The organism is Agathobaculum sp., assembly GCF_034098985.1.
Classification (GTDB): domain Bacteria; phylum Bacillota; class Clostridia; order Oscillospirales; family Butyricicoccaceae; genus Agathobaculum.
In genome coordinates this window covers 42,953-62,816 of record NZ_JAXEOA010000011.1, presented here as the reverse complement: position 1 = coordinate 62,816, position 19,864 = coordinate 42,953, and the positions used below count along the sequence as shown (strand labels likewise).

Annotated in this window: 17 protein-coding genes; 6 read left to right on the top strand and 11 right to left on the bottom strand. The window is 56.8% G+C overall.

Features of this window, described 5'->3' with window-relative positions:
* Positions 1 to 41: 41 nt before the first annotated feature.
* Positions 42 to 1,415, bottom strand: coding sequence for a UDP-N-acetylmuramate--L-alanine ligase (murC, locus tag SO058_RS02430; protein ID WP_320841405.1), 1,374 nt, complete (start codon positions 1,413 to 1,415; stop codon positions 42 to 44).
* Positions 1,416 to 1,541: 126 nt separating this feature from the next.
* Here murC and spoVG point away from each other — a divergent pair, with 126 nt between their 5' ends.
* Together spoVG and SO058_RS02420 are read left to right on the top strand one after the other, a co-directional pair.
* Complete coding sequence (gene spoVG, locus SO058_RS02425; RefSeq protein WP_320841404.1) at positions 1,542 to 1,802, top strand: septation regulator SpoVG; 261 nt, start codon at positions 1,542 to 1,544, stop codon at positions 1,800 to 1,802.
* A gap of 57 nt (positions 1,803 to 1,859) precedes the next feature.
* Entirely contained in the window at positions 1,860 to 2,990 is a 1,131-nt protein-coding gene (locus tag SO058_RS02420; RefSeq protein WP_320841403.1) for an MGDG synthase family glycosyltransferase, read from the top strand.
* A gap of 36 nt (positions 2,991 to 3,026) precedes the next feature.
* On the opposite strand, the gene SO058_RS02415 is transcribed toward SO058_RS02420, so the two are convergent.
* Positions 3,027 to 3,587, bottom strand: a complete 561-nt coding sequence (locus tag SO058_RS02415) for a TetR/AcrR family transcriptional regulator (protein ID WP_320841402.1) — start codon at positions 3,585 to 3,587, stop codon at positions 3,027 to 3,029.
* A 187-nt stretch (positions 3,588 to 3,774) separates the two neighbouring features.
* Here SO058_RS02415 and SO058_RS02410 point away from each other — a divergent pair, with 187 nt between their 5' ends.
* Together SO058_RS02410 and SO058_RS02405 are read left to right on the top strand one after the other, a co-directional pair.
* Positions 3,775 to 6,147 carry an efflux RND transporter permease subunit gene (locus SO058_RS02410; RefSeq protein WP_320841401.1) on the top strand — a complete coding sequence of 791 codons (2,373 nt, stop codon included), beginning with the start codon at positions 3,775 to 3,777 and terminating at the stop codon, positions 6,145 to 6,147.
* On the top strand, positions 6,134 to 8,239 hold the full coding sequence (locus SO058_RS02405; RefSeq protein ID WP_320841400.1) for a hypothetical protein: 2,106 nt from the start codon (positions 6,134 to 6,136) through the stop codon (positions 8,237 to 8,239). The genes SO058_RS02410 and SO058_RS02405 overlap by 14 nt, the downstream gene beginning before the upstream one ends.
* A 37-nt stretch (positions 8,240 to 8,276) precedes the next feature.
* Here the strand turns inward: SO058_RS02405 and SO058_RS02400 are convergent, their stop codons facing one another.
* Positions 8,277 to 10,067, bottom strand: a complete 1,791-nt coding sequence (locus SO058_RS02400) for a Na/Pi cotransporter family protein (protein WP_320841399.1) — start codon at positions 10,065 to 10,067, stop codon at positions 8,277 to 8,279.
* Between the two features lie 113 nt (positions 10,068 to 10,180).
* Between SO058_RS02400 and SO058_RS02395 the strand changes: the two genes are divergently transcribed.
* Positions 10,181 to 10,846, top strand: a complete 666-nt coding sequence (locus SO058_RS02395; RefSeq protein ID WP_320841398.1) for a gamma-glutamyl-gamma-aminobutyrate hydrolase family protein — start codon at positions 10,181 to 10,183, stop codon at positions 10,844 to 10,846.
* 37 nt (positions 10,847 to 10,883) lie between these two features.
* On the opposite strand, the gene rpoD is transcribed toward SO058_RS02395, so the two are convergent.
* The 3 genes from rpoD to SO058_RS02380 are packed head-to-tail and all read right to left on the bottom strand — an operon-like array spanning position 10,884 to position 14,831.
* Entirely contained in the window at positions 10,884 to 12,032 is a 1,149-nt protein-coding gene (gene rpoD / locus SO058_RS02390) for an RNA polymerase sigma factor RpoD (protein WP_320841397.1), read from the bottom strand.
* Positions 12,029 to 13,795, bottom strand: coding sequence for a DNA primase (gene dnaG, locus SO058_RS02385; protein ID WP_320841396.1), 1,767 nt, complete (start codon positions 13,793 to 13,795; stop codon positions 12,029 to 12,031). Before dnaG ends, rpoD begins: the two co-directional genes overlap by 4 nt.
* Before the next feature lie 34 nt (positions 13,796 to 13,829).
* Positions 13,830 to 14,831, bottom strand: a complete 1,002-nt coding sequence (locus tag SO058_RS02380) for a deoxyguanosinetriphosphate triphosphohydrolase (protein ID WP_320841395.1) — start codon at positions 14,829 to 14,831, stop codon at positions 13,830 to 13,832.
* A gap of 192 nt (positions 14,832 to 15,023) precedes the next feature.
* Between SO058_RS02380 and SO058_RS02375 the strand changes: the two genes are divergently transcribed.
* The gene (locus SO058_RS02375) at positions 15,024 to 15,674 is read left to right on the top strand and encodes a copper amine oxidase N-terminal domain-containing protein (RefSeq protein ID WP_320841394.1); all 651 of its coding nucleotides are present in this window, start codon (positions 15,024 to 15,026) and stop codon (positions 15,672 to 15,674) included.
* 44 nt (positions 15,675 to 15,718) lie between these two features.
* Here SO058_RS02375 and SO058_RS02370 read toward each other — a convergent pair whose 3' ends face one another.
* The 5 genes from SO058_RS02370 to SO058_RS02350 form a co-directional block, all read right to left on the bottom strand.
* Positions 15,719 to 16,354, bottom strand: a complete 636-nt coding sequence (locus SO058_RS02370; protein ID WP_320841393.1) for an IMPACT family protein — start codon at positions 16,352 to 16,354, stop codon at positions 15,719 to 15,721.
* A 4-nt stretch (positions 16,355 to 16,358) separates the two neighbouring features.
* A complete protein-coding gene (hflX, locus tag SO058_RS02365) occupies positions 16,359 to 17,633 on the bottom strand; it encodes a GTPase HflX (RefSeq protein WP_320841392.1) in 1,275 nt (424 codons plus the stop codon).
* A gap of 68 nt (positions 17,634 to 17,701) precedes the next feature.
* On the bottom strand, positions 17,702 to 17,905 hold the full coding sequence (gene rpmE, locus SO058_RS02360) for a 50S ribosomal protein L31 (RefSeq protein WP_031475830.1): 204 nt from the start codon (positions 17,903 to 17,905) through the stop codon (positions 17,702 to 17,704).
* A 78-nt stretch (positions 17,906 to 17,983) separates the two neighbouring features.
* Positions 17,984 to 18,442, bottom strand: coding sequence for an S-ribosylhomocysteine lyase (locus SO058_RS02355; protein ID WP_320841391.1), 459 nt, complete (start codon positions 18,440 to 18,442; stop codon positions 17,984 to 17,986).
* Complete coding sequence (locus SO058_RS02350; RefSeq protein ID WP_320841390.1) at positions 18,439 to 19,821, bottom strand: MATE family efflux transporter; 1,383 nt, start codon at positions 19,819 to 19,821, stop codon at positions 18,439 to 18,441. Before SO058_RS02350 ends, SO058_RS02355 begins: the two co-directional genes overlap by 4 nt.
* Positions 19,822 to 19,864 lie beyond the last annotated feature (43 nt).

The following is a 19,864-nucleotide window of genomic DNA, read 5'->3' as shown; positions in this document are numbered from 1 at the left end:
CTTTACTGAAAAAGGCGCGCCACAGCGCGCCTTTTGGCTTTTTATTCGTCCAGCAGCATCGGGCCGACTTCGTTGATGTTGCCTGCGCCCATCGTCAGAATCAGGTCCCCCGCGCGGGCTTCTTTGCGGAGATATGCTGCGATCTCTTCAAAGCTGTCGAACGCGACCGCGCCGGCCACCTTTTCTGCCAGATCGTGCGAGGAAACGCCGATCGTATTCTGCTCGCGCGCCGCGTAGATCGGCGCCAGCACCGCTTGATCGCAGCGCTCAAGCGCGCAAACGAACTCGTTGAACAGCGCTTTGGTACGCGTATAGGTATGCGGCTGGAACGCGCACAGAATGCGTGAAAAATCCATTTCCCGCGCGGCGGCCAGCGTAGCGCACATTTCGCTTGGATGGTGGGCATAGTCGTCTACCACGGTCGCGCCGCACGCCATCTTGCCGACCAACTGGAACCGGCGGGACGAGCCGGTAAACGCTTCGAGCCCCTGTTCGGCAGCTTCACCCGGCACGCCGAGGAATTCCGCCGCTGCACAGCAGGCGAGCGCGTTCATCATGTTGTGCCTGCCCGGCACCGAAAGCCTTACCCGCGCATACGGCTTGCCTCCCACCAGTACAGTGAAACGGTAATAGCCGTTTTCGTCGGTGATCTCGTCGGCGCGCACATCGGCGCCTGCAGAAAGGCCGAAAGTGCGCACGGTACGATCGAGCCCGCGCACACAGCGCAGCACGTTTTCATCGTCCGCATTGGCGACGACCATGCCGCCCATCGGCGTCAGCTCGCAGAAAGCGCGGAACGAATGGATAATATCGTCAATATCCTTGAAGAAATCGAGATGATCCTCCTCAATATTCAGCACGACCGCGACCGTCGGCGCGAATTTCAAAAACGAATTGGTGTATTCGCAGCTTTCGGCCACAAAATAGCCCTTTCCACCGATGCGCAGCGTACCGTCGATCGCGGGCAGGTGGCTTCCCACCATGACCGTCGGATCGAGTTTGGCCGCCATCATAATCAATGTCATCATTGAGGTCGAGGTCGTTTTTCCATGCGTGCCAGACAGGCACACCACGTTCCGGTAATCGCGCATCAGGTGCCCCCACGCCTCGGCGCGCTCCATGACAGGCACGCCCAGCGCACGCGCGCGGATGATTTCGGGGTTATCGTCGTGCACCGCAGCGGTGCGCACGATGAGCGCCGCACCCTCGACGTTTTCGGGCAGGTGCGCATACGTGATTTTTGCGCCAAGCCGCTCGAGTCGCTCGGTGACAGGCGACGACGCGCGGTCTGATCCTGTGACCGGAACGCCCATCGAAAGCAGCAGCTCGGCAAGCGAATTCATGGAAACGCCGCCGATGCCAATGAGGTGGATGGTTTCTTTATTTTCAATATAGGGTTTAATCGAAAGGGCCATGGGTCAGCCTCCCTGGTTTTTTCATTCTTTTTAGAGGTCTACGGTATATTATAAGTCAGCTTGCCCAAAATATATATAGGCAAACAGACGAAATTGACAGAACTTTTACAGGAAAAGGAGTACACTATGGAAATCACAGACATCAAATTCCGTCATTTGGAGGAATACGGGCGCTTAAAAGCGCTGGTCTCGGTCACGTTCGACGGCGTTTTCGCCGTGCATGACATTAAAATCATTGACGGCCACGACCGCCTGTTTCTCGCTATGCCGTCCCGCCGTATGCCGGACGGTAAATTTCGCGACATTGCACACCCTGTCGGAAGCGTTTTGCGTGACGAGCTTGAACACAAGGTGCTCGACGCCTACCGCTCCTCTATTTTGCAGTGATTTGCTTTTTGCTTCGCTTTCGTGTAGAATAACTGGTATACGAGGTGGAGAAAGAGTATGAGAGTATTGATTCTATCAGTGACGGCTGGCTTCGGCCACCACGCCACTGCCAAGGCGATCGGCGATATGCTCACGGCCAAGGGCGCCGAGGTGCACACGCTTGACGTTTATGCCTATATCAGCCATCTGGTCAAAACCACGATCGACAAGGGCTACCTGTTTTCCTCCAAGCATATGCAGACGCTTTACCGGCTGGTCTACCAGCTTGCGGAAAACAACGGCCAGAGCTATCTTTCGGCTGGACCCAACGTTATTAATATCGTTAACGCGCTGGGCGCGTCCAAATTCGCCAAGGTGCTCGCCGGATACGCACCGGACGTTATTCTTTGCACGCACGTTTTTGCCGCGCAGATGGTGGACGAGCTGAAAAAGCGCAGGAAACTGGACGACATCAAGACCATCGGCATCGTGACCGATTACACGCTGCACCCCTATTGGGAGGACGTGCCGCGTGTGCAGTATATTGTAACCGCAAGCGAGCTATTGACCTATCGCTGTGTGCAGCGCGGCATCCCGGAAAGCCGCATCCTGCCGTTTGGTATCCCGGTGCACCCCAAGTTCAACCAGCCGCTTTCCCGCGAGGACGCGGCTTCCCAGCTCGGCATCGACCCCAAACGGCCGACGCTTTTGTTAATGGGCGGCTCGATGGGATATGCCGACAATGTGAAAAATATAGAAAAACTGACGCAAATCGGCCTGCCGCTGCAGTTCCTTGTCGTTTGCGGCAACAATAAAAAGCAGTTCCTGCGAACCGAGCATTTCGCCTCGCGCTATGAAGGCGCATGTACAGTCAAGCCTTATGGGTTTGTCAACAACGTCGAAGTGATGATGAGCGCGGCGGACTGCATCGTTTCCAAGCCCGGCGGTTTAACGGTCAGCGAAGCGCTGGCGAAGAACCTGCCGATGCTGCTCGTCGACCCCATCCCGGGGCACGAGGAACGCAACGTTGATTTTCTGGTCAACAACGGCATGGGCGCGCTGATCACCAAGCATTTCCCGATTGACGAAGCGGTCTACCAGCTTTTCCGCAACCCTGCCAGGCTGGAAACCGTGCGCCGCACCATGAAAGCCATCGCCCATCCGGACGCCACCGAGCGGCTCGCGGATTTTGTGCTGGGCTGGCAATAAAGAAGAGCGTGTCCGCGTTTCGGACACGCTCTTTTTCTATCCGTGCTCACCTGGCAGGAGCGGTCCGAGCACATTTGCCATCCATTCGATCATCTCTCCCTTGGAGACAGGCTTGTCCTCGCTGATCCACTTTTGCAGCATACCGACTAGCCCCGTCGCGATAAACCGCGCGATATATGCATCCTTTACCGTGTGGTTGGGCACTACCTCTAGCCGGCATTCCTCGATCACCTCGATCAGCCGGCGGCCAAAGCCCTCGGGGCCGCTCGCGCGCAGCAGCGCGGTCACCATATCGCGGTTTTCCTCCAGATAGTCAGCCGCGCGCACCAGCACGGGGCGCAGCGAGGTGTCCCCTGCGCTCGGCCGGAAATCGTCGATCATCGCGCGGAAATCCGCGATCATTTCTGCCTCGATCTGGTCGCGCAGATCATAAACATCGCGGTAGTGCGCATAAAACGTACCGCGGTTGATATCCGCTTCGCGCACCACGTCCGTTACCGTGATGCCTTGGAAATCCTTTTGCTGCACCAGCGCCGTCAGCGCCTGGCGCAGCAGCTTTTTTGTGCGCCTGATGCGCTTATCCTCCTGTTCGTTCATCCTGCGGCCTCCTCCCCGTCCTGCCTATAAATTTTTTGCCAAATAATGCACATAAAATTATTTTTTGTTCTTTATCGTACATTATACTCAAATCTGTTTCTTGTGTGTGTTATCCTTATGCTTTATACTATAACACGAAAAGAAATCGTACGCAATGTATATTTCCCGGAAAGTTGGTGTTTTTCTTGTGATAAAAAAAGGACACAGTCCTGTCGATCTGATCATTATCCATCGCAAACTGATCGAAAAGGTTTTTTTCATACTTATTTTGTTCAGCCTGATCTGCATCCCCATGGTCGGCGTCAACTATGACCTGACCAAATATCTGCCGGATTCTACGCCGACCGCACAAGCGATTGATATTATGGAGGACGAATTCACCTATCCGGGCATGGGACGTGTCATGTTGGAGGATGTGACGCTGTACGAAGCCCGTAGCATCAAGGATCGCATCGCGGACGTCGACGGCGTGGACATGGTGATGTGGTGCGACATGACCACCAATATCTACGGATCCAGCGAGTTTATCGACTATTCCGATATCGACGACTATTATAAAGACGGCGACGCTTACATGGACATCATCTTTTTGGAAAAGGATTCGTCCACGCGCACGCACAAGGCCGTTAAGGAGATTGAGCAAATCGTCGGCGAGCGCGGCCTTGTAGCCGGTTCGGCTGTGTCGGACACCAACCTCGGTCCGACTATCAATTCCGAGGTCGCCCGCGTAATGGTGCTCGCGGTCATCATCATCTTTCTAATTCTGACGCTTACCACCACTTCCTGGTTCGAGCCGGTGCTGTTTCTCTCCATTCTGGGTATCGCGATTTTGCTCAATATGGGTTCCAACATTATTTTCGGCGAAATATCGTTCCTATCCAACGCGGTCGGCGCGGTTTTACAGCTCGCCTGCTCGATGGACTACTCCATTTTCCTGCTGCACGCGTTCACAGAGGAAAAAGCGAACGGGGTCGAACCGGAACAGGCCATGGCAAATGCGCTACGCACCGCGTTCACCTCGATCGGCGCTTCGGGCGCGACAACAATCGTCGGCTTCCTCGCCATGGCGCTTATGCAGTTTGGTATTGGCCCGGATATGGGCTTTGTGCTGGCTAAAGGCATTGCGCTCAGCCTTGTAACCGTGCTATTGCTGATGCCCGCGCTCATCCTGCGCTTTCAAAACGTTATCAGCAAAACCCAGCACCGCTCGTTTATTCCCAAACAATCCCGTGGACTCGGCGTGCTTGCTTATAAGATCCGAAAGCCGGTTTTGGCCATTGTGCTCGCGCTCATTCTCCCCTGTTTTATCGCGCAGGGTATGGCAAACTTTACATATGGCAACGAGGCGGTGGCCAACTCCGCAGGCACGCCGGTCTATGCAGCGGAACAGCAGATGAACGCTAAATTTGGGCGAAGCAATATGATGCTCGCGCTGGTGCCGCTCGACAGCAATGTGACTGAAAAGGCCATGACCGACGAGCTTAGCGACCTGCCCTATGTCAAATACTCTCTGGGGCTATCTGCGGCGCTCCCAGAAGGGGTTCCGGAGGCGTTCCTCCCGCACAGCATTACCAGCCTCCTGCATTCGGACAACTGGGCGCGCGTGATTGTCAACGTCCGCTCGGCGGGCGAAAGCGATGCGGCATTTCGCTACGCGGACGAAATACGCGCAGTCATTGGAAAATACTATCCGGGAGAACAGACCTATCTGGTCGGCGTCACCCCCGCTACGCAGGACATCAAGAATATCATTGTGCCTGATAATCAACGCGTAAACGTCGTATCGCTGCTCGGCGTCGCGCTGGTCGTGGCAATCACCTACAAATCGCTGCTGCTGCCGTTGGTCGTGCTCATCCCCATCGAATGCGCGATCTATATCAACACGGCGCTGCCGTATATATATGGGCAGCGCACCATGTTCCTTGGATTTATCATTGTCGGCTGTATCCAGCTCGGCGCGACGATCGACTATTCTATCCTACTTACCGGCAACTATTTGGACGCCCGCGCGCAGGGCGACAAGAAGGAAGCTGCCATCCGTGCGGTCACGGTCAGCGCCGAATCCATTCTCACCTCGGGCATGATCCTGATGACCGTGGCCTACGGACTATATTTCCTGACCTCGGTCGAGGCGATCTCCGGCCTTGGCCAGCTCATCGGGCGCGGCGCGCTGATCTCGATGATTCTCGTACTGTTTTTGCTGCCCATGTGCCTGATGATCTTTGATAAATGGATCGTTAAGCCCGACCACGCAGAGAAAAAACACGCACGCATGAACCGCATCCACGCCCAAAAACTGGTGCTTCCCGTCCTCAGCGAGCTGCACCAGCAGCGCGTTCGCCTGCAATGCCAACTCCGCGCAAACCGCAAGGCGCGCCATCAGGCCATCCGCGGCAAGCTGCTACGGATGAAAAAGGCCGCGCCGCCCGTGGAAACGCCTGATTCGCGGCCAGATGGCTCTGTGCCGCCCGCCCAGCCGCCGGTCTCCGGCGGGCAAGCCGCTTCCACATCCCCCGCCGAACCTACGCAAAAGGAGGACCCAGACGATGAAACAAAGTAAAACCCGCCGCTTGCTGGCCGGCGTGCTCATCGGGGCGCTACTGCTGCCCCAGGCGGCGGTGGCCGCGCCGCCGACCGTCCAGACCGACGAGGCCGTCTATATCAACCTCGACTATTACGGCGTGCCCAAGGCGACCCGCATTGTCAAGGGCGTCAGCCTGAACGGCCTGACCGAATTCACTGATTACGGCAACTATTCCGACGTGTACAACATGTCGACCTACGATAAGCCTACGCTCGAGGACGGACAGGTCACCTGGAGCCTCCCGGGTGACGACCGGCAGCGCTTTTATTATGAGTGCATCCCGTCCGACACTGAAACCATGCAGATGCCGTGGAATTTCGATGTATCCTACAAGCTCGACGGTGTGCCCGCAACCGCGGAAAAGTGCGCGGGCGCGGACGGTCTGGTCGAGATCTCCGTTCATGCCACGCCCAACGAGGCCGCGAGCGACTACTACAAGAACAACATGATGCTGATCTGTGCGACCGGCATCGACATGAGCAAAATGCTTTCGATCGACGCGCCGGGCGCGCAAGTCCAGTCGCTCGGCACCTATAAGCTCGTGATGTTTATGGGGCTGCCGGGCGAGGAAAATACGTTCGTTACCCGTATCGGCTCGGACAATTTTGAGAGCATGGGACTCATCCTCTTTATGGCTCCCGCCACGCTGTCCTCGCTCGACCTGCTGGCCGACATGCGCGATATCAAAGACCGCATCGGCGATTCGGGCGACAGTCTGTACCGCGGCCTGTCCGACATGCTTACGACCATGCAAAGCATGCAGGGCGGCTTGCAAACGATGTCGAACGGTATCGCGGGCATCAACGAGGTGCGCAAACAGCTCATCGCCTCACGCGGCACGCTCGATCCCGAGGCTGACGAAACGCTCAGTGCGCTAAACGCGCTCGCCGGGCAATCGGATTCTCTAATTCCTGAACTGAATTCCACCAAGACCACGCTGACCACGCTCAACGCGACCGTCAACAGCATGCTCGGCACACTGAGTGACACAAGCTCCAACCTCACCGATTACCAAAAGCTGCTGCGCGACGTCAATACGACGCTGGGCAACCTGGACGACCTGATGGACGATATCAATGATTCGACCAGCGATGCCTGGATCCATTTGAGCGACCTGCGACGCGAGGTAGCCGATCTGAAAAACAACCTGCGCTCGCTCAAAAGCAATCTTGAAAGCTTGCAGACGCGCATGACGGAAATGGAGCGCGAAATCGCTGTTCTGCAAAGTGTCGTTTCAGGAAGCGACCTAATGGACGACAATACCAAAGCGCTGGTCGGCCTTGTGCTCACAAATGCTGACAGCTTGATAAAAACGCTCAAAGCAACCACATCCACCCTGCAAGACTCGGTCGCCCGCTTGGACAGCCTGCTTTCCACCTCGGATTCTATTCTGGATTCCTTGGAGGATCTGGACGAAATTATTGACGATTACGACGGCCTGCCGAGCGATGCCATTGCGGAAGGACAGCGTTTCGCGGTGCTGATGCAGCAAACGCTCGGTTCCATGCAAAAGCTGCTCGCGGATATCCCGGCGCTGTCCACTTCGCTCAACCAGCTCACATCGAACGCAACCACGATGATAGACAAAGGCACCAGCCTGATGAGTGCGCTGACAAAGGCCTTGTCTTCTTCCACCGCGCTTTTACAGTCTGCGCAGGACACGCTGCGCTCGGTACGCGATAAGTCGGATAAGAGCATGCAAGTCTCGATCGACGGCCTGCTCGACGTATTGCAGCGCGCTTCTAACTCCAACAGCTCTTCCAGCCTGCAAGGTGCGACTGACTCTATCCACAGTGCGATAGACGACGGTAAGAAAGACCTTGAGGAGGACACCAATGTGCTGAACATTGACAGTGAGGCCGCGCTGCAGTCGGTCACCTCGCCCGATAATCCCTCGCCCGCCAGCCTGCAGTTCATCCTGCGCACGGACGAGATCTCGGTCGATGAGATCTCGCAGCCGGATGACGACGAGCCCGCCGCTGCCGATGAGGGCGTGCTCGCCCGCATTGGGAATATTTTTAAAAAGCTGTTTTCCGCCATCGTCGGCGTATTTACTTCCGAAGAATAAAAAAGACCCGCTTCCCTGATTGGGAAGCGGGTCTTTTTTATTGAGCCGCAGCCTCGAGCGCGTCGACGCGAGCCAGGTATTTCTGCTGGTAATAGCCGAGCTTTTCCGCAAACTGTGCGGTCTTTTTATATTCCTCTTTGGCGTACTGGTGCGTATCGAACACCGTGGCGCCCTCTCCAAGCTGGATAGTGTAGATCGCGATGTTAGAGCAATGGTCGCTGATCTTTTCTAGATCATGCACAATGTCCAAAAAGTGGATACCGGTCTGCATCGTGCAGTCGCCTTTCGACAAACGGTCGATGTGGCGGCTCTTCAGCCGCTCCTTCAGGGTATCCACGACCTCTTCTGCCGGCTCGACCGTGCGCGCGACCGAAACCGACCGTGTGACATATCCCTCGACCGTAAGTTCAAGCACCTCACCAACCGTCGCACACATGATCTGCAGTTCCTGTGAGGCGATGTCGGAAAATTTCAGGTTGGACGCGCGGAATTCCTCCATACGGTCAAAAATATTCTGTGCATAATCGCCAATCTTCTCAAAGTCGGATAGCGAATGCATCATCTCCGCGGTCTGCCTGCGTTGGTCAATCGAGCGAATGTTGTGGATATTGGTCAAATACCGTGCGATCTCAACTTCCGCACGATCCAGAAAACTCTCGTGCTCCCGGAATGCCTCTTCATTGGGGGCGGAACCGTCAAACAGAGGCGCGGTCGCCAGGCTGAAATTCAGCTTGGCTGCCTCTCCCATGTCCGCGATGCAGCGCTGCGCCTGCTCCAAAGCAAGCGACGGCGTCGTCAGGAAGCGTGGCTCGAGCTTGGTGAGAGGATCCTCCTGCTGCTCGCCCGCGGGTACGCTCCATTCCGCCAGCCGCACAAGCAACTTGGTGAACGGCAGGAACAGCAGCGTCGTCGTCACGTTAAAGAGCGTATGGAAATTCGCAATGCCGCCCTTATCGATGGCGGAATCCCAGAACGTAAAGCCGATCAGGCTGTTGAGCCCGTAAATCGCGCATAAAAACACGATCGAGCCGATCAGGTTGAAATAAAAATGAACCATAGCCGTGCGGCGCGCGTTTTTCGAGCCGCCGACCGACGACAGGAACGCCGTGATGCACGTGCCGATATTCTGACCGAGAATAATCGGCACCGCCGACGCATATGTGATAACACCGGTGGTTGACAGCGCCTGCAAAATACCGACCGAAGCCGAGGACGACTGAATGATCGCCGTGACGAGCGCACCGACGATTACACCGACAACCGGGTTTGCGACCGCCGCGAATAACTGCGAAAACTGCGGCAGTTCGGCCAGCGGTGCGACCGCCTTTTCCATGATCGACATACCAATGAACAGCACGCCGAAACCGGTGAAAATATCTGCAACGTCACGCGTGCGGCGCTTCTTGGCAAGCATCATGATGATAACGCCCGCCAGCACAATCAAATAGGCCAGATTTGCCGGCTTGAGCATCTGTAAAAACAGGTTGTCCCCCATTGCGCCGCCCGAATCGAGACGCAGGATCTGAGCAGTGATTGTGGTGCCGATGTTAGCGCCCAGAATTACGCCGACCGACTGCCCCAACGTCATGATCCCAGCGTTTACAAAACCGACCACCATGACCGTCGTCGCCGAGGACGACTGAATGACCATGGTCACCGCCATACCCATCAGCAGCGCCTTAAAGACATTGCCGGTCATTTTTTCCAGTGTCTTTTCCAGCTTCGCGCCCGCTGCGCGTTCAAGCCCCTTCCCCATCGTCGTCATGCCGTAAATGAACAGCGCTAAACCGCCGACCATCTGCACGAGCGACAGCACATTAAACCCCATGCGCTTCCTCCGTTTCACACAATCCTAACACAATCTTCATAATTTTCCATACGTTATTAGTATACCCGTATCTATATGGTTCTGTCAACGAAAAACGCTAAGGAGGGCGAAACATGGTGCATTCTCCCCTGATATTGATTTCCAGTGGCCGGATAATGGGCGATTTGTCCATGCAGCGGCGGCAATCCGAGCTGTATGGAGCGTGCCTATCCCTTGCTGGCGGCATGGGCGCGCTGTATACGCAGGGCGGCACAGCGGAACTTTCCCAACGCTTCGACGGCTTGCTGTTGGCAGGCGGCGGCGATCCGCATCCCGCCCTATATGGTCAAAAGCGCGGATCCGTGCCGCTTTCCATCGACCCGGTGCGCGATGCGGAGGAACAGGCGCTGTTTGCCGCGTTTGAAGCGCGTCACAAACCCATCCTGGGTATCTGCCGCGGCGTGCAGATGCTGAACGTCTGCTGCGGCGGCACGCTGTATCAGCACATTGAGGAACACATGGACGGTTGTCACAGCGTTACCTGCACCGCTGACCTTGCCGCACTCATCGGCGGGTCGCCCATGGTCAACAGCTATCACCATCAGGCAGTCGACCGCGCGGCTCCGGGCTTCCGCGTGGCCGCGCGCGCGGCGGATAACACAATCGAAGCCCTATGGCACCGAACAAAACCGATCTTAGGTGTGCAGTGGCACCCAGAGCGCATGGTGCCGCCACTCTGCGAGGATGCGCACGGTGAAAACCATCTGGCCTTATTCGGCTGGCTGATCCAGCACTGTTAAAAAAACGCCCGCCGGCTAACCGGCGGGCGTTCCCTGTTTAGTTTAAAAAATCCTTGAGCTTTTTCGAGCGCGACGGATGGCGCAGCTTGCGCAGCGCCTTGGCCTCGATCTGGCGGATACGCTCACGGGTGACGTTAAACTCCTTGCCCACCTCTTCAAGCGTGCGGGTATGGCCATCCTCAATGCCGAAACGCAGGCGGAGCACCTTTTCCTCACGCGGCGTCAGCGTTTTAAGCACCTCGACCAGCTGCTCCTTGAGCAGCATGAACGAAGCCGCCTCCGCGGGCTCCGGCGCGTCGTCGTCCGGGATAAAGTCACCCAAATGAGAGTCTTCTTCCTCACCGATCGGCGTTTCGAGCGACACCGGCTCCTGCGCGATCTTCAGGATGTCGCGCACGCGGTCGACCGGCATGCTCATTTCCTTGGCAATCTCCTCGGGGCTGGGGTCGTGCCCCAGTTCCTGCAGGAGCTGGCGGGACACGCGGATGACCTTGTTGATAGTCTCTACCATATGCACTGGAATACGGATGGTGCGCGCCTGATCGGCAATCGCGCGGGTAATCGCCTGACGGATCCACCAGGTGGCATAAGTCGAAAATTTAAAGCCCTTGGTGCTGTCGAACTTCTCAACCGCCTTGATCAGCCCCAGGTTGCCCTCTTGGATCAGATCGAGGAACAGCATCCCGCGGCCGACATAACGCTTGGCGATCGAAACCACCAGACGGAGGTTTGCTTCCGCCAGACGTTTTTTCGCGTTTTCCCCTTCCGCGCCGCCGGCTGCCATCTTCTGCGCGAGCGCCACCTCTTCCTCGGGGCTGAGCAGATCGACCTTGCCGATCTCTTTCAGGTACATGCGGACCGGATCGTCGATCGCGAAGTTTTCCGCCATTGCCGAGGTGTCGACCAGTTCTTCCTCCGGCACTTCCTCGACTTCTTCGGGCTCGAACACTTCGTCGTCGTCATCGCCAAGCGCCTTCTCAAGCACGCCCTCGCCCTCGATCTCGATGTTCATATTTTCCATCGTTTCATAGAGCTTATCGATGTCCTCGGTCTCCAGCTCGAGCTGCGCGAGCGCGTCGGCAATCTCCTTGAGTGTCAGCTTGCCATTTTTCTTGCCCAGCGCAAGCAAGTCTTCCAGCACCTTGCGCTGGTCGACCGTCTGTTCGGCGTTGTTCTCCATCGTCATATCGTTTGTCCTCCCGCGTTTTGTTTTTTAATGCGTCCAAAAGTCAGCAGCGGGTCTTCCCCGTCCTCGGCGGCCGAGCCGTCCCGAACGCGCTGCATCCGTATGGTATTTATGTAGTCGGCAAGCGCCTGCCGCTGTTCGCCCACCGGGATCCCCTCACCCAGCACCTGTGTCAGATGGCTCATCTCGTTTACTTCGAGGTAGCCCTCGAACGCGATGATATCCACGATCTGCCCGGCACTGTCCAGCTCAAGCGCATGCTCATATATCTTACGCAGCACGGGCGCGGAGAACCACGCCGGCGGCAATTCTTTTTGCAGGCCCGCCATCAGCTTCTGGTCGCTGAAAATCAGGCGCAGCACGCCCTCCTCAGCCTTTGCGGATTTCATATCGGTATAGGCGAGCGTTTTGTCCTTGGGCTGGTTGAGGCCGACAGGCGAACGGATCTCGCGCCGCTCGGCCGCTTTCCGCTTTTTCAGCCGGATGCCAAGCTCGCGTTTGACCTCGACCGCCATGGCTTCGGGCGTCACGCCTGCCATTTTGGCGGCGCGGCCTGAATAGACCTCACGTTCGACCGACGATTCGATGCCCGCCAGCATACGCGCCGCATCCTTGAGGAAAAGCACGCGCGCTTCGTCGTCCTCCAGATCGTATTTGGCCGCGATCTGCTCCAAGCGGTATGCGTTGTGGTTTTCACTGCGCTCAATCAGGCTGCGGAACGCATCCGCGCCCTTTTCGCGCAAGAACTCGTCCGGGTCCTTTGCTCCCGGGATTTTGAGCACCTTGACCTGCAAATCGCATTTTTTCAGAATATCGATCGCGCGCTGGGCGGCTGCCTGTCCCGCGCCGTCCGCGTCATAGGAAATCACGATCTGGCTGGTATGACGCGCGATCATGCGCGCCTGTTCCTCTGTCAGCGAAGTACCGAGCGAAGCGACCGCGGAATCAAACCCGGCCTGATGCAGCGCGATCACATCCATATAACCCTCGGCGAGGATAAAATAAGGGTTGTGCGTTGTCTTGGCCAGATTGAGCGCGAACAGGTTGCGGCTCTTGTGAAAAATCGGCGTTTCGGGGGAATTTAAATATTTGGGCTTGGAATCGTCCATCACACGGCCACCGAACGCGATCACGTTGCCGCGAACGTCAATAATCGGAAACATGACGCGGTTTCGGAACCGGTCGTACATGCTGCCGCGCTCGTTTTTGGATACGAGCCCCGCCTCCAGTAGCTCCTCGCGCGTATAGCCCTTGGCAAGCATCGCATCCATCAGGCCGCTCCAGCCTGCGGGCGCGTAGCCCAGGCCGAACTGGTTCATTACGCGCCGATGCAGGCCGCGCCGCAGAAAATAGTCCTGCACCGGCCTGTTTTCCGGCAGCCAGAGCGTGTTGTAGAAAAACCTAGCCGCATCCTTGCACAACGCGAGCAGCCGTTCCCGCTGCCGCGCCGCGCGCTGGTCCGCCACGCCCTGCTCAGGCACCTGCATGCCGGCTTTATCCGCCAGATAGCGGACAGCATCCGGAAACTCCAGCCCCTCCGCTTTCATGACAAAGCTGATAACGCCGCCGCCCGCACCGCAGCCAAAGCAATGGAAGATCTGCTTGTCCGGCGACACGGAAAAAGAGGGGGTCTTCTCATTATGGAACGGGCACAGCCCAAAATAGTTGGCGCCGCTTTTTTTCAGCGCCACATACTGCGATACGATGTCCACGATATCGCTGCGCGCCGACAACTCGTCCAGAAAGATGCGGTCAAACGGCATGAAAACTCCCTCCTCTCCTAGCATACCCAAAGTTTCAGGTTTCTATCTTATTCCAGCTTTTCGGAATGAATAAGCGTTTATAGGTTGAAATGGAATACCGGTCGGTCATGCACGCGATATAATCGCACACTACGCGTTCGAGCGGGTCGCCCGCCTCGGACAGACGGCGGTAATCGTCCGGCAACTCACCAGGGTGCGCGACAAAGTATTCATACAAGCTGCGCAGCATGTTCTTCGCGCGCTGCTCCTCGCTCTGCGCGTCCGTTCCCTGATAGACGTTATGAAACATAAAGGTGCGCAGCTCGAGCATATCGTCCAGCACCTGCTTGTCCATGCCGATCTCCCGGTGCTCGAACCCGTAAGTGATCACGGCGGTCACCATGGTATCAATGCGCTTTCCATGGGTGTTTCCCAGCCGGTCGAGCAAATGGCACGGGATATCTTCGGCGCGGATCAGCCCGCCGCGCACCGCGTCGTCAATATCATGGTTGATATAGGCGATACGGTCGGCATAATGGATGATGCGCCCCTCGGGCGTGTCCGCTTTTTTGGAGCCTGTGTGACAAACGATGCCGTCGCGCACCTCATACGTTAGGTTTAAATCCTCTATGCGGTCTACCATGCGCAGGCTTTGCTCATTGTGGCGAAAGCCAAGCGGACAGACCTCGTCCAGCGCCCGTTCACCCGCATGGCCGAACGGCGTGTGGCCCAAATCGTGTCCGAGCGCGATTGCCTCGGTCAAATCTTCATTTAAAGAGAGCGCACGCGCGATCGTCCGCGCAATTTGCGCAACCTCGAGCGTATGTGTCAGCCGCGCGCGGTAATGATCGCCCTCGGGCGATATGAACACCTGCGTTTTGTTGGACAAGCGGCGAAACGCTTTGGAATGGATAATACGGTCGCGGTCACGCTGGAAGCAGGTGCGGTATGGGCACTCCTCCATCGGCCGCTGCCGCCCGCGCGACGCGGTGGACGGCGTTGCCCAATCGGACAGGGTTTGCGCTTCCCGTTCCTGTTGTCGTTCCCTGACTGTCATGCGCGCGCTCCTCCCTTGATGGCGAAAGTCTTGTATAGAATAAATACGTAAAAGAATTCAAAAATCCTCTTTTTTTCAGAAAAAACTTTTTTGTATTTTTTGGTTACTTTACCTGATGCGATTCCTTACGCTCTGCTTGTATTTCTATCAGGCAAATGCTATGATTAAAACAATAGAAAAGGAGGTCTCTTTATGAAAAAGTTGCTCTCCCGCGTACTCTGCGCGGCATTTGCGCTCAGCGCGGCCGTTTTGCCCGCCTTTGCCGCCGATGAGATCCATGTCACGGTCGACGGCGAGCCAGTCGCCTTCACAGATGCCAAGCCCTTTGTCAATGCGAACGACCGCACGATGGTGCCGCTTCGCGCGGTCGCCACCGCGCTCGGCTGCGAGGTCGGCTGGAACAGCGAAGCGCAGGTCGCCTGCACCGATTGGCATGTCGTCGTCCCCGGCAAGCTGGAGGACGAAGAACTCTTTGGCGTGCCCGGCGTACAGACCTTTTCGGATGATTTCCGCCTGCGCCTGTTTTTGAAAGAAGGGCAAAACGTCATCGCGTTCGACCATGAAGAAACCTGGTCGGGCGGTAGCCTGTCCGAACCGATGGACCAGTCAATCGGGGCGGGAGCGTTTACCATCGACACCGCGCCCGTCATCCAAAACGGCCGCACGTATCTGCCTATTCGCGCTGTTGCGGAAATGTATGGCTACAGCGTTTCGTGGGACGGCAAGACCAATACCGTTATCATCAACAACGATGACAACGGCTCTTATTTCGGCGCGTATAACGATAGCAACGCCGTCGAAGTCCCAAATTGGGTCGTATACGACGGGTTTAAAATGAACTGACGCGACTCACCGCAGAAGAGGACAGCCCATGGCTGTCCTCTTTTTTACTGCACGCGCCGCCCCATGAACTTCGTTTCCATACGCTCTGCATACACCGTGCCCGCCGTTGCTTCCGCAAGCGCGGTGTTCAGTTCGTCTTCCCGGCCTGCCGGAATGGTCACGGTCAGCGTGACATCCGCGCCATAGTCGGTCTCCTCGACCGCACAATCATACTCCGGCAGCAGATGGATTACGGTCTCATAAAGCGGATATGGGCACGCGATCAGCAGCACCGCATACAAGCTCATTTTCTGCACGCCCGCCGCCGCGACCGCAAGCTGTGCCCCTTTTGTATAAGCGCGCACAAGCCCGCCGGTACCCAGCAGCACGCCGCCGAAATAGCGCGTCACCACGCAGACGCAGTTTTGCAGTTCTCCATGCCGCAGCACATCCAATATCGGCATGCCCGCCGTGCCCTGCGGCTCTCCGTCGTCCGAATAGCGCATGAAGTTGCCCTCCCGGATAATGTATGCCCAGCAATGGTGCGTAGCGTCCCGGTAGGCTTCGCGCATTTCTTTGATTTTGCCGACCGCTTCGTCAGGCGTTTCCACCCGCCAGAGCCGTCCGATAAATTTGGACCGCTTTTCTTCAAAGCGGTCTTCGCCGTACGCCTCGAACGGCACTAGATAGTCCTTTTCCATGTTGTCAGTCTCCGGTTTGGTAAGGCCGCACTTGCCCGTACAGCTTATCATCTACCACAGCGTCAACCGCCGTGCCTGTTTCGGCGTATTCCACAGATTCCACCTGCGCCTCACGGTGCAGCAGGTCGAGCAGCGCGCCCTCGCTGTACGGCAGCAGCAGCTTAACGCGGTGCTTACCCTTGCCCAGCGCCTTTTCGACCGCTGCCAGCAGGGCTTCCAGTCCCACGCCCGTCTTTGCCGAAATTTTCACGCCCTCGTCCGGACGGAAAAACGGGATCACATCGGGATCACATTTATCAGCCTTATTATAGACCATGATGCATGGCGTATCTTTCGCGCCAAGCTGCGCGATCACCTTCTGCACGGTCTCCGCCTGCGCGCGCCAATCTTCATCGGACACGTCGACGACATGCAGCAGCAGGTCGGCATACGCCAGCTCCTCCAGCGTCGCTTTGAACGCCGAGACCAGATGATGCGGCAGCTTGCGGATAAAGCCGACCGTGTCCGACAGCAGGATCTCCTGCATGTCCGAAATGCGCTTTTTACGCGTGGTCGGGTCGAGCGTGTCAAACAGGCGGTCGTTGGCTTCGATGCCCGCGCCTGTCAATGCGTTGAGCAGCGTGGATTTACCCGCATTGGTATAGCCCACGATCGCGACCATGGGCAACTCGGTCTTTTTCCGCTGCCGGCGCTGTACCGCGCGCACCTGACGCACCTGCTCCAGATCGCGTTTCAGCTTGTCGATCCGGCTGCGGATATGGCGGCGGTCGCTTTCGAGCTTTGATTCGCCTGGGCCGCGCGTGCCTATGCCGCCGCCAAGGCGGCTCATGGACTTGCCAAGGCCGGACAGCCGCGGCAGGATATATTGATATTGTGCAAGCTCTACCTGCAGCTTACCTTCACCCGTGCGTGCGCGCTGGGCGAATATATCGAGGATCAAGCCCGAACGGTCCAGCACGGTTTTTCCCGTCAGCTCTTCGAGCACGCGCATCTGTGAGGGCGACAGTTCGTTGTCAAACACGATCAGGCCTGCATCGTTTTGCTGCGCAAGCAGCTTCACTTCCTCGGCCTTGCCCTCGCCGATAAACGTGCGCGCGTCGGGCGCGGGACGGCGCTGCAGCGTCATTGCCACAGCCTCCGCCCCAGCGGTCTCGACCAGTGCGCGCAGCTCGTCCATCGTGCGTTCGTCGGCATCCTGGTCGGCGGGAAAGCCGGGGCATGACAGGCCTGCCAGCACCGCCCGTTCTATTGCCTGCTCAGAAAGATCTCGTTCACTCAAGTCTATCCCTCCTTATTTTCGGGATAAGAAAAACCATCGAAAGCAACGTTTCGATGGTTTTCCAGAAATTACTTATCCAAATTGAAACGCTTCTTGAAGCGATCAACACGTCCGCCGGTGTCTACCAGCTTCTGCTTGCCCGTGAAGAACGGGTGGCACTTGGAGCAAACGTCAACGACGATATTCTCCTTGGTGGAGCCGGTCTCAATGACATTGCCGCAGGCACAGCGGATGGTCGTCTGCTTGTACTCTGGATGGATGCCCTGTTTCATGTTGTTTCACCTCTTTCCGCGATAAGTCTCTTGCAGTCGTACATTTAGGATACCACAGGCGCGGACAAAATGCAAGAACTATTTTTCATATTCGAGCTTGTCCGTCGTCCAGTCCCGCAGCACCGGGATCATAGACGCGGCAAGGCATTTTGCGCCCGTAAGATCATGCAGCAGATAGTTGCCGCATTCCACGCGGCTCGCGCCGGGGATCTCCCCCTCATATCCGGCTATGAAAGCCATCGTTTCGTATACGAGCCTGATCGCGTCTTCCTGCGCAAGATCCCGCACCAAAAAATAGAAGCCCGTCTGGCAGCCCATCGGCCCGCAGTAAATGATGTGCTGTTCAAAACGCGAATTGCGCGCATAAGTCGCGAACAGATGCTCGAATGTATGGCCGGCCGCAGGCTCAATATAAGCCCCCGCGTTGGGATAGACCATTCGGATGTCATAAGTCGTGATGTCGCCGTCGATACGCGACGTATACATGCCCGGCTTCAGCTTGTCGTGGTTCACTGCAAAGCTCGCGATACGTTTCATGCTTCTGCCTCCTCTGTCTGCAGTTCCGGCGATTCCATATAGCGCAGCTCTGTACGATAAGTGTAAATCACCAGTCCATAGGAAATGAAGAACGCTGCGATCTCCGCAATCGGAAACGCATACCAGATCGCATTGAGGCCAATAAAGTGGCCGAGCAGCCAGGCGACCGGCAGAATGACGACGAGCTGGCGGCAGACCGAAACGATCAGGCTGGCCATGCCGCGGCCGATTGCCTGAAACAGGGTCGAATTGATGATGCCAAACGCCGCGCCTAGGAACGATAGGCTGATGGTTTTAAGCGCCGGCACACCGACCGCGAGCATTTCAGGATCGTCGTTAAACAGCCGGATCATCTGTTCCGGGATCACCTGGAACAGCACGAGGCCGATCAGCATAATGACGACCGCCGCGCCAAGCGTGATCTTATAGGCGCTTTCCAGCCGCTTCTTATTGCGTGCACCATAGTTATAGCCCATGACCGGAAGCGCACCCTGATTAAGTCCGAACACGGGCATGAAAATAAAGGTCTGCAGCTTGAAATACACACCCAGCACCGAAACCGCGACTTCGGAAAACTTGATTAAAATAACATTCATGCCAGCCGTCATGACCGAGACCACGCTCTGCATGATGATGCCGGGCAGGCCGACGCGGAAAATATCGCCCACCGTGCGCCCGCGCCAGCGGAACTTATGCATTTCGATCTTGAGCGTTTTCTGATGAAGGAACGTGCCCCACAGGCCGATCAGCATACCTAGAATCTGCCCGACGACGGTCGCGATCGCGGCGCCGCGGATGCCAAGCTCGGGAAATGGGCCAATGCCGAAGATCAGCAGTGGATCCAGAATAATGTTGCAGATCGCGCCGCCGAGCCCTTGGCACATCGGCACGATCATGTCGCCAGTCGACTGCTGAATTTTTTCGCACATGACCGAAACCATCAGAAAGATGCTCAATCCGATCGCGATGCTTGAATAGTTGACTGCCTGTTCTAACACCGCAGGCTTATTGGTGAACGCTTGTAAAAACGGGCGGCTCAGAAAGAAGCCGATGACGATGAAAACCACGCCGCTGATCAGCGACAGTACGATGCCGTGCTCAGCCGCCGAATCCGCATGGCGCTTTCTCCCCTCGCCCAAGCGGCGCGCAATCAAAGAGTTTACGCCGACACCCGTGCCGACCGCGATCGCGATGACGAGCTGCTGCAGCGGGAACACGAGGGAAACCGCGGTCAGCGCGTCCGTCGAGTAGCGTGCGACGAAAATACTGTCCACAATGTTGTACAGCGCGTTGATCAGCATAGAGATCATTGCCGGCAGCGCCATGGAAAAGATCAGCGGGCCCATCCGATGGGTGCCCATTTTATTGGACTGATCCAATGGTAAATACCTCCTTTTTTCCTGAGAACGAAAAAGCGCGCCG

Coding starts and splice junctions, on each gene's coding strand:
- murC (WP_320841405.1), bottom strand. CDS start 1,415: ATGGCCCTTTCGATTAAACCCTATATTGAAAATAAAGAAACCATCCAC.
- spoVG (WP_320841404.1), top strand. CDS start 1,542: ATGGAAATCACAGACATCAAATTCCGTCATTTGGAGGAATACGGGCGC.
- SO058_RS02355 (WP_320841391.1), bottom strand. CDS start 18,442: ATGAAACGTATCGCGAGCTTTGCAGTGAACCACGACAAGCTGAAGCCG.
- SO058_RS02400 (WP_320841399.1), bottom strand. CDS start 10,067: ATGGGGTTTAATGTGCTGTCGCTCGTGCAGATGGTCGGCGGTTTAGCG.
- SO058_RS02395 (WP_320841398.1), top strand. CDS start 10,181: ATGGTGCATTCTCCCCTGATATTGATTTCCAGTGGCCGGATAATGGGC.
- SO058_RS02420 (WP_320841403.1), top strand. CDS start 1,860: ATGAGAGTATTGATTCTATCAGTGACGGCTGGCTTCGGCCACCACGCC.
- SO058_RS02405 (WP_320841400.1), top strand. CDS start 6,134: ATGAAACAAAGTAAAACCCGCCGCTTGCTGGCCGGCGTGCTCATCGGG.
- SO058_RS02415 (WP_320841402.1), bottom strand. CDS start 3,587: ATGAACGAACAGGAGGATAAGCGCATCAGGCGCACAAAAAAGCTGCTG.
- rpmE (WP_031475830.1), bottom strand. CDS start 17,905: ATGAAACAGGGCATCCATCCAGAGTACAAGCAGACGACCATCCGCTGT.
- SO058_RS02375 (WP_320841394.1), top strand. CDS start 15,024: ATGAAAAAGTTGCTCTCCCGCGTACTCTGCGCGGCATTTGCGCTCAGC.
- SO058_RS02380 (WP_320841395.1), bottom strand. CDS start 14,831: ATGACAGTCAGGGAACGACAACAGGAACGGGAAGCGCAAACCCTGTCC.
- dnaG (WP_320841396.1), bottom strand. CDS start 13,795: ATGCCGTTTGACCGCATCTTTCTGGACGAGTTGTCGGCGCGCAGCGAT.
- SO058_RS02370 (WP_320841393.1), bottom strand. CDS start 16,354: ATGGAAAAGGACTATCTAGTGCCGTTCGAGGCGTACGGCGAAGACCGC.
- rpoD (WP_320841397.1), bottom strand. CDS start 12,032: ATGACGATGGAGAACAACGCCGAACAGACGGTCGACCAGCGCAAGGTG.